The organism is Azospirillum griseum (genome assembly GCF_003966125.1).
In the GTDB taxonomy this organism is placed as follows: Bacteria; Pseudomonadota; Alphaproteobacteria; order Azospirillales; family Azospirillaceae; genus Azospirillum; species Azospirillum griseum.
Map to the genome: position 1 here is coordinate 48,317 of NZ_RXMA01000006.1, position 13,314 is coordinate 61,630.

Here is a 13,314-nt window from a genome sequence, read left to right on the forward strand (position 1 = left end):
GCCGGTGAGCGTGTCCCCTGAAACCCTGGAGGCGCTGGCCCGCCGCCTGTTGGACGATGTGCGGCGCAAGGCCGGGATTAGCCACGACCGCCCGCTGGAACGCAAACTCACCCGTATCCTGTCCGCCATGCCGTTGGCGGTGCTGGAACTGTGGGTGGCGCAAATCGAGGCTGCCGATCCTGACAGCCCGGATTGGCTCAGTCTGATTGAAAATCTGACCATTCACGAAACCTATTTCTTCCGCGATCCACAGCATCACGAGCATGTCCGTCACCGGGTCCTGCCCGCCCTGATCGACGCCCGGCGTTCGGAACGGCGGTTGCGCCTGTGGAGCGCCGGTTGCGCGAGCGGTGAGGAAGCCTATGGGCTGGCCATCCTGGCCCTGGAGGCGTTGGCCGATGCCGGGGAAGCCCGACGCGGGACGGACGGCGTTGCCACCGCTTGGGAGGTGGCGGTCGTGGGCACCGACATCAGCCGTATCGCTGTGCGGCAGGCACGCCACGGCTGCTATGGCGAAGAAGGCATGGGGTCGTTTCGCGATTTGCCCGCCGCCTACGCCTCGTGGTTTGTGCCGTTGGTCGGGGAGGCCGCTCCCTGCCGCCGGGTGCGGGAGGATGCCCGGCGTCTGGTCCGTTTTGAACGGCACAATCTGATGGGGAATGCAGCGCCGGATGGCCGATCCGCCGACGACGCCTTTGACCTCGTGTCCTGTCGCAACGTCATGATCTATTTCGACGACGACAGCCGCGAGCGGGCGATGCGGCTCTTGATCGGGGCGGTTGCGGTCGATGGCTGGCTGGTTTTGGGTGCGACCGACCGCTTGCCCGATGGCGCTCCGTTCGAGCGTGTTCACGGCGACCGTGCCGTTGCCTACCGCCGCCGCTCTGACAAGGCGGGGGTGCCATGACGGGCGGCTTCCTGACCTTTGACATTGCCGGCACCCCCTTTGCCCTCGACAACGCCGAGGTGATCGAGGTGGCGGAATCGACCCGCGTCACCCGCTTGCCCTTCAGCCCGCCGCACGTCGATGGGGTGGCGAACGTCGCCGGTCGGATACTGCCGGTGCTGGACGTCACCGGTTGCCCGTCGCTGGGGTTGGCCTGGGGCGGGGGGCGCAAGGGCGGGCTGTTGATCGTGGTGCGCGCGGTCAACGGGCTGGTGGCGCTGCGCGCCGGGCGGATCGGCGGATCGCTGCCCGTGGACAGGGTGACGCTGGAGCCGCCCGCCGTTGAGGACGCGGGCGCGCCGGTCGTCGGGCGGTTGCGTCATGGCGACCGCGCCCTGCGTTTGCTGGCGTTGGAGCGGCTGGAACTGGGCCGGGGGGCGGCTCAGGTCGCCGCTGCCGGAGAGGGGAAGGCGTTGACCGGCTTCGCCGCCGACCCGCCGGACCCATCGCGGGAACGCGACACGCTGCGGTTGTTGATCGTCGAGGCGGGTGGGCGTGTTCACGCGCTGGACATGGCTGACATTGTCCTGGTCTTTCCAGTGACGGAAGTGCGGTCGCTGCCCAACGCCCCGGCGCTGGTGCGTGGGATGGGGCGGGTGCAACGGCGTCCGGTGCTGTTGACCGATCCGCTCAGCGGATGCCCGCTGCACCGAACGGCGCACGGCGTGGCTCCGGACGTTGGTGGTTACGCGGTGGTGCACGTCACCCCGCGCGGCCCGGTGGGCGTTCGGGTGGACGCGGTGCGCGGTGTGGCGCGTGTGCCGTTGGATCGGGTGAAAACCGGGGAAGCCGATGCGCCGAACGAAATCGTGGATTACGATGGGGCTTGGCTGGACGTGAGAAGCGGCATGCGCATGTTGGGCGAGCATCTGGACGAGATCGGCCCCCTGATTCCCGATGGCGGTGATATGGCCGACAGCCGCTTGCCGCGCCGCCTTTATCGGCGTTTCCTGACCTTTCTGGTGGAGGAGCGGCTCTACGCGATGGAGTTCGAGCGGGTGCGCCGGGTGGTGGAGGTGTCGGGGCGGCTGCGCCTGCCGCAGGGTGGCCGCAGCTTTGACGGGTTGACCGACGTCGATGGCTCGATCCTGCCCGTTCTCGACCTGCGCCGGTTGCTGGCGCGCGGCCCGGTGGGGCAGACGTCCGCCGAATCCGGCGTTGCCATCCTGATTGAGATTCAAGGGGGAACGGTGGCGGTGATCGCCGATTCGATCCAGCGCATCCGCAAGATCCCCAGCGACGACGTGGATCCGATGTCCGACCGTCTCACCGCCGCCGTCATCCGATTGGACAGCGCGCTCATCCCTGTGTTGCGCCCGGAAGGTCTGATGGCCGACGCCAAAGCGGCCGAAACAGCCGGATCGGTCGCGCTTCCCCCCGTCAGCACGGTGTCCGTCAACGCTTCCTCTGTGATCGACGCTTCCACAACCAACGCGAGGCCAGGCTGATGGACGCGCCGCGCATCCGCTTGCTGGTGGTGGACGACAGCAACTTCGTTCGCGTCGCCCTGCGCAAAATGCTGGAGACCGCCGCCGACATCGACATCGTCGGCGAGGCGCGCAACGGGGCGGAGGCGCTGCGCCTGTCGCGGCGGTTGAAGCCGCATGTTGTCGCCATGGACCTGAACATGCCGATCATGGACGGGATCGAGGCGGTTCAGGCCATCGCGCAGGAGAAGGGGCCGCCCTGCATCATGGTGTCCAACGAAACCTCCGACGGGGCCAACGCGACCATCCGCGCCCTGGAATCCGGGGCGGTGGATTTCGTCTGCAAGAACACCTCCTTCATCGCCTTTGACACCGTGTCGATCGAACGGCAACTGACGGACAAGGTGCGCCATTGGGGGCGTTGGCGGATGACCGCGTTGGGCGAGGGGCGGGTGAAGCCCGCGCCCGTCGTGGAGGCGGTGACGGCCCGTCCGTCGCTTTCCCCGCGCACCGTCCAGCCGGTTTCGGAGCGGACAGGGCGAGGGCATGCCGGGCAAGGGCACAACCGGCCCGATCTGGTGGTGGTCGGTGTGTCCACCGGCGGGCCGGTGGCGCTGGTCGAACTGCTGGGGGGCTTGGGGCCGTTGCCTTGCCCGCTGGTGGTGGCCCAGCACATGCCCGCCAGCTTCACCGCCGGGTTCGCCGCCTCGCTCGCCCGCACCCTCAAACGCCCGGTGGTGGAGGGGGAGGAGGGCGCGCCGCTGGAACCGGGAACCGTCGTCATCCTGCGCGGCGGAACCGATTGGGCGGTGAAGCGGTCGGCGGCCGGGCGTTTCCTGTTGCAGCGGGTGGCCGACAGCGGCGAACCGCACCACCCCTCCGCCAACCGTCTGTTCCGTTCCGCCGGGCTGGAGGCGTCAGCCCCGGTCGGCGTCATCCTGACCGGGATGGGCGACGACGGATCGGCGGGCGCGGCGGAACTGGCGGCCCGGCGTCATCCGGTGCTGGTCCAGGATCCCGCCACCTGTGCGGTGGACGGCATGCCCAATTCGGCCATCCGCGCCGGGGTGGCCACCGATGTTCTTCCGGTCGCCGCGCTGGCGGCCAAACTCAACGCTCTCTTCACTCTTACGCAAGCATAGGAAACCCGGTTTATGGCGAAGCCTACGATCCTGCTGGTCGATGATTCGGTGCTGATGCGCACCATCATTGGCGACATCGTGCGCTCCGACGAGGATCTCGATCTGGTCGGCGCGGCGGAAAACGGCAAGGTGGCGTTGGAGATGGTCAAGACGCTGAAGCCCGACATCGTGCTGCTCGACATCGAGATGCCGGAAATGTCGGGGCTGGAGGTGATGGAGCATCTGTCCCTGACGTCGCGCGCCAAGGTGATCATCATTTCCTCGGTCGCGCAGGTCGGTTCGCCCGAAGCGAACGAGGCCCGCGCGCTGGGGGCGGTGGAGATCATCGCCAAGCCATCCGGCACGATGAGCCTCGATCTGGCCCACAAGAAGGGGCACGACATCGTCGTCGCCATCCGCCGGGCCGCCGGTCTGCCCCTGCGGTCCTGACGGAACGGGCGCGCGGGGCATGAGCGAGCTGATCGAAACCCTGTGGCGGCAGTTCGGCGTCGAGGCGGGCGAGCATTTCGACGCCATCGAACGGCTGCTGTCCGACCCCTCCGGCGAGGCGGGCGGGGCGGAGCGCGTGGCCGCGCTGTTCCGTTCCTTCCATTCGCTGAAGGGCGCGGCGCGGGCGATGGATCTGTTCGCGATGGAGGCGGTGGCCCACCGCGCCGAAACCATTCTGGGCCGTGTGCGTGGCGGGACTCTGACGCTGGCCGGGCCGGTCGCCGACGGTCTGCTGGAGGCGCTGGACGCCCTGCGCGGGCTGGCCGAACTGGCGGAGCGGGAGCGCAAGGACGGCAAGGCCGACGCCGATCTGTTGGCGCGGCTCGACGCGCTGGGCGGTGGTCCCGACGGCGCGGCGGCCAAGCCCGTCCCCGCCCAACCGGCTCCGCCCCCGGCCAAGCTGCACGACAACGACAAGCTGCTGGTGCGTTTCGTCGGCCTGCTGCACGACGGCATGGCGACGCTGACCCGCGCGCTCGACCTGTCGGTGCTGGACGAGGAGGGGTTCCGCAGCGTTGACGACACCGCCGAGCGGCTGGAAATCGCCTGCGAACGGCTGAATTTCCTCCCCTTCGCCGACGTGTTCCGCCGGTTCCGCGCCGGGATGTCCGACCGCGATCCCGACGCCATCCTGCGGGAGTTGCAGGCCCTGACGCTGGCCAGCGCCCGTGTTGGCCGTCTGTCGGGGCGCGACGCCGGGTCGGCGATCCTCGCCACCCTGCTGGCCGATCACAACGCCCAGGCCCTGGCGCGCGGGACCAATCGTTGCCTGGAGTTGATGGCCGATCCGGCCCAGGTCCACGGCGAATCCGCCGGGGAGGAGCTGGCCGGGCAGCTCGACCGATTGGCCGCCACGCTCGACATCCTGTCCCTGCCGCGCGCAGCGGCCCTGATGCGGGTGGTGGGCGATGTGGTGCGGCGGGCGGCCCCGTTGACGCACGCCGATTGGCCGGGACTGCTGGCCGACAGCCGGGCGATGGTGGCGCGCCTGTCCCATCAGGCCACGCTTGACCCGCCGGAGGATTTGGACTCCGACGCCTGCGCCGCGCTGGAAGACCGTTTGCGCCGCTTCGTTGACGCCGCGTCCGCCGCCGCCGAGTCCCGCCGCCCCTTCACGGCGGAGGAGTTGACCGCCTTCGGCCTGGATTCCGGCCTGCTGCGCTTCCTGTCGCCGGACAGCGCGGCGGATCTGCGCGCGGCGGTCGCCGATCCCACCCTGTCGCTGTACGAGGTCACGGCCTTCCTGGAGAGTTCGGCCGAGGTGGCCTCCGGCTTCGTCGCCTGGCTGGGCAGCGCGGTGCGGGCGATCACCAACTGGCCGGAATTCATCGACGGCAAGACCTGGCTGCGCGTGCTGGTCGCCGCCCCGCCGGATGTGGCGACGTTGCAGGCGGGTTTGCGGGCGATCAACCCCGCTGGCGACCTTCTGCACCTTCGCCGTTGCGCCCCCGATCTGGAGGATCACGCCGAGGAGACCCCACCGGAGCGGGAGGAGCCTGCGACCGACGCGCTCCCCGCCACCCTGACACCCGCACCGCCCGCCCCAGCCGCCCCGATGGTGCCGCCATCGTCGTCCATTGCGGCTCCGGCCTCTCCAACCCCGGTGGTTCAGCCCCCCGCCGCTCCATCCGCCGCCCGCGCGCCCGCGCCGACCAGCGGCGGCGTCCTGCGCGTGCCGGGGGAGGTGGTGGACCGCTTCATGTCGCGCATCGACGGCATGGTGCTGCTGTCGGGTGAGTTGAACGCCACCGCCAACGATCTGCGGCTGGAGCAGGCGCTCGCCGCGCTGACCGACCGGCTGGGCGCGGGCGATCCCGCCTTGCGCGCCGTGCAGGAGGCGGTGGAGCATCATCGCCGCGCCCTGCTGGATCTCGACGCCCAGTTGAGCCGCTCGGTCGACCGGCTGCGCGAATCCGCGCTCGACCTGCGCGTCGTGCCCATCGACACGCTGTTTTCCCAGTTTCCCCGTGTGGTGCGCGAGCTGGCGCGTGTGCAGGGCAAAACGGTCCGCTTCCTGGTCGATGGCGGCGACGTCCGCATCGACAAGAGCATGGTCGAAACGCTCTATGACCCGTTGATGCACATGGTGCGCAACGCCATCGACCACGGCGTCGAATCGCCCGCCGACCGCGAGGCCGCCGGAAAACCGGGGCAAGCCACCCTCAGCCTGCGCGCGGTTCAGCGCAACAGCCGGGTGGTGGTGGAGATCGCCGACGATGGCCGGGGGATCGCGACGGAGGCGGTGCGCGCCAAGGCGGTGCGCAGCGGCCTGATCGGGGAGGAGGACAGCCACCGCCTGCCGCCGGACGCGCTACATGATTTCATCTTCGCCTCGGGCTTCTCGACGGCGGAGGCCGTGACCGAAACCTCCGGGCGCGGGGTGGGCATGGATGTGGTGCGCAACGCCATCACCCGCCTGGGCGGCAGCATCGCCATTCGCACGCGCGAGGGGGTTGGCACCGCCTTTGCCATCGATCTGCCGCTGTCGGCGGCGATTGTCCGCACCCTGCTGGTGCAGATCGGCGATCAGGTGCTGGCGATCCCCGACCGCTGCGTGGAGGAGGTGTGCGGCTTCACCGCCGACGCCTTCCGTGTCGTCTCCGGGCGCTGGACCGTGTTGCGCCGCAACCGCATCCTGCCGGTGGTCCGTCTGGCCGACGCGCTGGGCTTTCCCGCCGATGGGCCGTGGCCGCCGCAGGGGGAGGGGCAGCGCCTGATCGTCGTGCTGCGCCAGGGCGACCGCCGCATCGGGCTGGAGATCGACACGCTGCTGCGGCGCGGCGATCTGTTCGTGCGCGAAAGCCATCCCGGTTTGGCCGATGTACCGGGGGTGGGGGGCGTGTCGCTGCTGAACGACGGGCGGATCGTCATCATTCTGGACGGCGATGAGCTGTACCGGTTGGCCGCTGCCGCGCAGCGCCAGAGCGCCGAAACCGTGGCCGCCCATCTCTGAAACTGCTCTTCGCCTTACCCCGGTTCATGAAGCGGATTTCATCCAGCCGTCAGACCCGGTTCACGCACCCTGAGATACTGTTCATCCTGTGACGGGGGCGCTTCTTCTTCCCCCACAGACCGGCCCCGTCGCACGAGAGAGCAGTGTCTTCACAGTGCGTTTTGCAAGTGCGTCTCCTTAAGTGTGTCTTCTGATGTCTCCTCCCTCGGTGGCGTTTCCCCCTGCCACCGAACTGAATCGCCCATCCGGCTGTTGTTCATCCCCCCGCCGGGTGGTGCCTTTCGGCGGAGCGTGATGGGATTGGGTCCGGTCATGGTTGCCCCCCGGCCATGCTCGTCCAGATCCTGGTCACGCTCCGCCATTTTCCTTTTGCCATCCGGTTATTGTGGAACACCGGCCTTGACGTGCCGCAGCGGCTGCCGCTTTCTGAAGGGCCTGTCAGCCAGCCGGATCGGTCTGCTCCCGTGCGTCCCGTCGTTCTGTTTCCCGTGTTCAAGCCGGTCACGGCGCTTCCCGGCCTTGGCCCCCGTCTGGGCAAGCTGGTGGAGAAGCTGGCGGGTGGCCATGTCGTCGATCTGCTGTGGCATCTGCCCTGTGGGGTCATCGACCGCCGGTTTTCGCCCAAGATCGCCCAGGCCCCGAACGGGCGCATCGCCACGCTGACGGTGCGGATCGATTCGCACGTTGCGCCGGTCAACCCGCGCCACCCCTACCGCGTCCGCTGCACCGACGACACCGGCGTGCTGGAGCTGGTCTATTTCCATGTGAAGGGCGATTGGCTGGCCCGGCAGATGCCGATCGGCTCGACCATGGTGGTGTCGGGCAAGGTCGAATGGTTCAACGACACCCCGCAGATCTCCCACCCCGACGCCGTGGTCCCGCTGGAGGCGCGCGACGACATCGACATGGTGGAGCCGGTTTACCCGATGACCGCCGGTCTGCCCGCCAAGACGCTGCGCAAAGCGGTGCGCGCGGCGCTGGCCGAGCTTCCGGCCCTGCCGGAATGGCAGGACGCGGCGTGGCTGGAGCGGCGGCGCTGGCCGGGCTGGGCCGACGCCCTGACCCGCGCCCACAACCCGGAGGACGAGGCCGACCTCGCCACCACCACGGCGGCGCGTTGCCGCCTGGCCTATGACGAGCTGCTGGCCAATCAGTTGGCCCTGATGCTGGTGCGGGCCAGCCAACGGCGTCTGACCGGGCGCGTCACCCAGGGCGACGGCTCCTTGCGCCAGAAGGCGTTGGCCGCCTTACCCTTCGCGCTCACCGGATCGCAGGCCACGGCGCTGGAGGAGATTTACGCCGACATGGCGTCGGACGCCCGCATGCTGCGGTTGTTGCAGGGTGATGTCGGCAGCGGCAAGACGGTGGTGGCGCTGCTGGCCATGCTGAACGCGGTGGAAACCGGCGCGCAGGCCGCCCTGATGGCTCCCACCGAGATTCTGGCCCGCCAGCACGCCGAAAGCCTCGCCCCGCTGTGCAAGGCCGCCGGGGTCGAGATCGGGTTGTTGACCGGGCGCGACAAGGGCAAGGCGCGTCAGGCGGTGTTGGACCGGCTGGCCTCGGGCGAATTGTCCCTGCTGGTCGGGACCCACGCGCTGTTTCAGGAGGATGTCACCTTTCACGATCTGGCGCTGGCGGTGATCGACGAGCAGCACCGCTTTGGCGTCCATCAGCGCCTGCAACTGTCGGCCAAGGGGCGGGCCACCGACGTCCTGGTGATGACGGCCACGCCCATCCCGCGCACGCTGACGCTCACCGCCTATGGCGACATGGACGTGTCGCGCCTGCTGGAAAAACCCGCTGGGCGCAAGCCGGTGCAAACCGTCACCGTTGCGCTCGACCGGTTGGAGGAGATCGTCCACGGCATCCGCCGCAAGGTGCAGGAGGGCGCACGGATCTACTGGGTCTGTCCGCTGGTCGATGAATCCGAACAGATCGACCTCGCCGCCGCCACCGAACGCCACGCCTTCCTGACCGGGGCCTTTGGCGACCGCGTCGGGCTGGTCCATGGCAAGATGCGCGGGCCGGACAAGGACGCGGTGATGGCCGCCTTTGCCGAGGGCGCGCTCGACGTGCTGGTCGCCACCACGGTGATCGAGGTCGGCGTCAACGTGCCGGAGGCGACGGTCATGGTGATCGAGCACGCCGAGCGGTTCGGTCTGGCCCAGCTTCACCAGCTGCGTGGGCGGGTCGGGCGGGGCGAGAAGCCATCCACCTGCCTGCTGCTGTTCGATCCGCATCTGACCGAAACCGCCCGCTCCCGATTGAAAACCCTGCGCGACACCGAGGACGGATTCATCATCGCCGAGGAGGATTTGCGCCTGCGCGGGGCGGGTGAACTGCTCGGCACCCGGCAATCTGGTTTGCCGGGCTTCCGGCTGGCCGATCTGGCGGTGCATGGGGAGTTGCTGGCGGTGGCGCGCGACGACGCCAAGCTGATTGTGGAGCGCGATCCCGAACTGGCGACGCCGCGCGGGCAGGCCCTGCGGACCTTGCTCTATCTGTTCGAACGCGACGCGGCGGCTAAGACGCTTCGGTCGGGCTGAGGGCGGGGGCTGGGGTCCCGCCTGACGGGCTGCTTGTGGCCGTCCCGGCGGTGGGGCGGCGGTCCGGCGGCACGACGATGCCGCCCGACATCACCATTTTCAGCCCATCCTCGACCGTGATGTTCAGCACCTTCACCTCGTGGCGCGGTGCCATGATGAGAAAGCCGGTGGTGGGGGGCGCGCAGGGGATGAAGACGTTGACCATCTCCTCCCCATGGTTGGCGCTGGCGCAGACCTGCTGCACCTCCGGGTGGGCCGACCCGGTGATGAAGCCCAGCGACCAAACCCCGGCGCGCGGGTATTGCAACACCACCACCTCACGGAAGGCGTTGGATTTCTTGGCCAGCACGGTTTCGAAGATCTGCTTCACCGCGCTGTAGACCGAGCGGACGACCGGCATCCGTTCGACCACCCCTTCGCTCAGGCCCAGGAACAGACGCCCGACATACCCGGCGGTGAAGGCACCGATCAGCGTCACCACGATGATGACCGTCAGAACCCCGATGCCCGGAATCGAGAAGGGCAGGTAGTTTTCCGGGTTGTAGGACGACGGGATCAGCGGGCGGATGTGCCCGTCGATGAAAGACACGAACCACCAGGCGATGTAGATCGTGATGGCGATGGGGGCCGTCACCAGAATGCCGGCGAGGAAGTAGGCGCGCAACCGGCCCACCAGCCCGATCCGTTCCCGGCGCGGTCGGTCGGTGCCTTTGCTGGTTGCTTCCTTGTTCGGTTGCGCCGCCGCGCCTTTGCCCCCGGCTTTCCGATCCACGCGCGCCATCCATCAAAACTCCTTTGGAGCCATAGTGATGCATGGCGCGCTGCGGCTCAACCATCGCGCTGCGAAAAAACGTGATCCTTGGACGGAACGGCGCGCAGGCGCATGAGTTCCTGTTTCCCCCTTGCTGGAGAGCGGGTTATTCTTCATCGTCCTGCATCGCTTCACCGTCGAAGGATCCGTCGCGACCGTGTCGACCCACCCCGAATTCACCGCACCGGATGCGTTGGACCGGATTCAGCTGTTGCGCCCTCTATCGGCGGAACAGCGGGCGGCGGTGGTGCGGCAATGCCGGTGGCGGCGGTTCGGTTTGGACGAGCAGTTGATCGATCATTGGGCGGAAACCAGCGACGTCGCCTTCATCGTCGAAGGCAGGGTCCGGGTTCTCAGCCACTCCGCTGGCGGCAAGGAAATCAGCTTTGACGACATCGACGCCGGGGAGTTTGTCGGCGAGATGTCCGCGTTGGATGGACGCCCCCGTTCCGCTTCGGTGGTGGCCTTGCGTGAAGGCACACTCATCGCCTTTCTCGGCCCGCGCCCGTTTCAGGAGTTGGTGGCCGGACATTCCGCCTTGGCCATGGCGATGATGTTGCGGTTGAGCGGCAAGCTCCGCGTTGCCACCGACCGCATCATGGAACTCTCCACCCTGGGGGCCAACAACCGGGTGCACGCCGAGTTGCTGCGCTTGGCCAAGCGCGGGAGGATTGAAGGCAAGACGGCGGTGATCGCCCCGATTCCCGTGCATTCCGACATCGCGGCGCGGGTCAGCACCACGCGGGAAACCGTTGCCCGCGTGCTGAGTGATCTGGCGCGCGACGGCCTGGTGGAACGCCGGGTGGACGCCCTTGTGGTCCGTGATCTGGGGCGTTTGGAGACCATGGTGGAAACGGTCCGCGCCAGCGTGTGACCCCAGCGCGCGGCGACGGTCAACGCTCTTAGGGGTGCGGCGGCTTGACGCGGATGGAGTGCCTTCCGATCTTGAGGACATGACCACAATCACCCTTCATGATCCCTTACGCACCCTGTACGACGCCATCCTGACCTTGCGACGCGATCCGCAGTCAGCGCCTGATGGCTCGCGCACCGCCCGGCTGTTGTCTCAAGGCCGTGCCCGCATGGCGCGCAAGCTGGGGGAAGAGGCGATTGAGGTGGCGATCGACGCCATGCGCAACGACCGTGCCGCCGTGGTTCTGGAATCGGCGGATTTGCTCTACAATCTGATGGTGCTGCTGGCCGATCTCGAAATTCCGCCGGAGGAGGTGATGGCCGAAATTGAACGGCGCGCCACTCTGTTCGGCATCGCCGAGAAGCTGCCGAAAAGTCCGTTGTCCTGAGTCTCGGAATCAGCTGGTTACGTCATCCCCTCGTCACCGCTGCTTGATCGTTTGGTCTTGAACAGACCGCATGGGACGGCGTTGCCAATCTCAAACCCTTGGTTGCGCGGGAAGCGTTGCAGGGCACGGTCGGCGGCCTCGCGCGGGGTGGAGGCGACGATCAGATAGGTGCGCGGCGTTGGCCATGCGGCGGCCATGCGGTTGCTGCTGCCCGAATCGTCCGACCGACGAATTTCCACTGACCAGATGTTGCCGGGACGTGCGTCCAGTCGGTCGAAGATGTGATAGCGCTCCACCGGCGCGGCGCGGGCCTCGTCGAATTTTTCCGTCAGATGCTCCAAGGTCAGGCGCATGGTGTGAAGCTGGTCATCCAGGCCGGCTTCCCGCATTTTGGTTTCCGACAGTCGGCGCGCGCTGTCGTTGATGTCCCGCTCAAGGGCCAGCAGCGCGTTCTCTTCTTCGGTCAAGGATTTGCGGGCTTCGGCGAGACGGCGTTGACCAATCCGGTTCACCAGGACGCTGCCGATCATGAAAAGCATCGCGGCGTACAGAAACAGTGCGGTCATGCAGCCTCGGCAGAGGCCAAGGCGGGCGCGTGAACGCCGCTGTCCACGGACGCAGCGTCGCCAGCGGGGGGAGCTGCGGTTGAGGGGGCGATGGTGGTGGCAGGCGGGCGCAGGGTTGGCGTGGTGGCAGCGGCGTCTGGCACGGTTGCGGGGGGCGCGGCCTGTGTTTCATTGCTTCCGGAGACGCGCGCGGTTCCGATCCGTTGCAGACGGGTGGCGATGATGCCGGATCGGGCGGTGAAGGCGCGCTGGATTGCCGCCATGGCCGCCTCAGGATTGTCCGCCCAGACATGGGCGACGTTGTTGCGCTCCCAAATCTCCTTGGCGAACACAATGCGTCGCTGATCGGGGCGCCCCTGTTCCGGGTTGGTGCGCAGATCCCCTTGGAACAGCAGCGCGCCGCTGTCAGGCTCGCCGATTTCATGAACCATTTCGATTTTCGACAGCTTGAGCGCCGTTGTGGCGGCAACGATGCGCGCGCGTTCGGCGGTCATCGCGTCAAGCTTCGCTTGCTTGGCGGTGACGTCAGCCTCGTGCTTGTCAAGATTGGCTTTTGTGTCCAGCTTTTCACGCTGGCGTGTTTGCAGACGGCGGCGGACCATGGCCAAGCGGCCCGCCGTTGCGCTCAAACGGGATGCCTCAAAGATCACCGACAGACCAAGTGCGGTGAGGCCAAGAAGCAAAACCGCTATGCCAAAGACATCGTGAATCGGCGGCATCCGGCGACCATCCGTTGAGGCAAGGGTGTACGCAACCGTGTTTGCGAAAACTCTTTGAAGGACAACAATAAAGTGCAGATGAAAAATTATACAAACTAAAGCGGTGTTGGGAAATGTCTGATTGGCGAGGATTCTCGGCAATCCGCGACAAAAGTCTCCAGTTTGTAACAAATTGAACCAATCACAACAACACACATTCCGCCGATGAATGACATGATACGATTGTTCGGGGCCGGGTCACGGGCGCGCGGTACGACGGGTGCGTCCTGCACCTCAGGGGACATTGGGGCATTGGGGCATTTGAGGCAGAGCGGATGAAGGCGTGGGACGACGAACCTCTGTTCGGGAGCGATGCGGACGACACCGCCGCGCGCTTGCCGCGCTCCCGAGGGGAACCCTGGCCAATCCTGGTCG

At 67.5% G+C, this 13,314-nt stretch carries 11 protein-coding genes; 8 read left to right on the forward strand and 3 right to left on the reverse strand.

Features of this window, described 5'->3' with window-relative positions; all coding sequences use genetic code 11:
* The first annotated feature begins 4 nt into the window (after positions 1-4).
* From EJ903_RS08455 to recG, 6 genes are all read left to right on the forward strand, one after another.
* Positions 5-907 carry a CheR family methyltransferase gene (locus tag EJ903_RS08455; protein ID WP_246015350.1) on the forward strand — a complete coding sequence of 301 codons (903 nt, stop codon included), beginning with the start codon at positions 5-7 and terminating at the stop codon, positions 905-907.
* The gene (locus EJ903_RS08460; protein WP_126614096.1) at positions 904-2,394 is read left to right on the forward strand and encodes a chemotaxis protein CheW; all 1,491 of its coding nucleotides are present in this window, start codon (positions 904-906) and stop codon (positions 2,392-2,394) included. The genes EJ903_RS08455 and EJ903_RS08460 overlap by 4 nt, the downstream gene beginning before the upstream one ends.
* Positions 2,394-3,515 (forward strand): chemotaxis-specific protein-glutamate methyltransferase CheB, encoded by a 1,122-nt coding sequence (cheB, locus tag EJ903_RS08465; protein ID WP_126614098.1) that lies wholly within the window; start codon positions 2,394-2,396, stop codon positions 3,513-3,515. Before EJ903_RS08460 ends, cheB begins: the two co-directional genes overlap by 1 nt.
* 12 nt (positions 3,516-3,527) lie before the next feature.
* Positions 3,528-3,944, forward strand: a complete 417-nt coding sequence (locus EJ903_RS08470; RefSeq protein ID WP_126614100.1) for a response regulator — start codon at positions 3,528-3,530, stop codon at positions 3,942-3,944.
* Positions 3,945-3,963: 19 nt separating this feature from the next.
* A complete protein-coding gene (locus EJ903_RS08475) occupies positions 3,964-6,957 on the forward strand; it encodes a chemotaxis protein CheA (protein WP_126614102.1) in 2,994 nt (997 codons plus the stop codon).
* 464 nt (positions 6,958-7,421) lie between these two features.
* On the forward strand, positions 7,422-9,503 hold the full coding sequence (gene recG / locus EJ903_RS08480; RefSeq protein WP_126614104.1) for an ATP-dependent DNA helicase RecG: 2,082 nt from the start codon (positions 7,422-7,424) through the stop codon (positions 9,501-9,503).
* Here recG and EJ903_RS08485 read toward each other — a convergent pair.
* Positions 9,481-10,284, reverse strand: coding sequence for a DUF502 domain-containing protein (locus EJ903_RS08485; protein ID WP_126614106.1), 804 nt, complete (start codon positions 10,282-10,284; stop codon positions 9,481-9,483). The genes recG and EJ903_RS08485 overlap by 23 nt on opposite strands.
* A gap of 187 nt (positions 10,285-10,471) precedes the next feature.
* Between EJ903_RS08485 and EJ903_RS08490 the strand changes: the two genes are divergently transcribed.
* Together EJ903_RS08490 and hisE are read left to right on the forward strand one after the other, a co-directional pair.
* A complete protein-coding gene (locus EJ903_RS08490) occupies positions 10,472-11,188 on the forward strand; it encodes a Crp/Fnr family transcriptional regulator (protein WP_126614108.1) in 717 nt (238 codons plus the stop codon).
* Positions 11,189-11,267: 79 nt separating this feature from the next.
* Positions 11,268-11,615 carry a phosphoribosyl-ATP diphosphatase gene (gene hisE / locus EJ903_RS08495; RefSeq protein ID WP_126614110.1) on the forward strand — a complete coding sequence of 116 codons (348 nt, stop codon included), beginning with the start codon at positions 11,268-11,270 and terminating at the stop codon, positions 11,613-11,615.
* Positions 11,616-11,632: 17 nt separating this feature from the next.
* On the opposite strand, the gene EJ903_RS08500 is transcribed toward hisE, so the two are convergent.
* Positions 11,633-12,181, reverse strand: a complete 549-nt coding sequence (locus tag EJ903_RS08500) for a hypothetical protein (protein ID WP_126614112.1) — start codon at positions 12,179-12,181, stop codon at positions 11,633-11,635.
* Positions 12,178-13,041, reverse strand: coding sequence for a hypothetical protein (locus EJ903_RS08505; protein WP_126614114.1), 864 nt, complete (start codon positions 13,039-13,041; stop codon positions 12,178-12,180). The genes EJ903_RS08500 and EJ903_RS08505 overlap by 4 nt, the downstream gene beginning before the upstream one ends.
* Positions 13,042-13,314 lie beyond the last annotated feature (273 nt).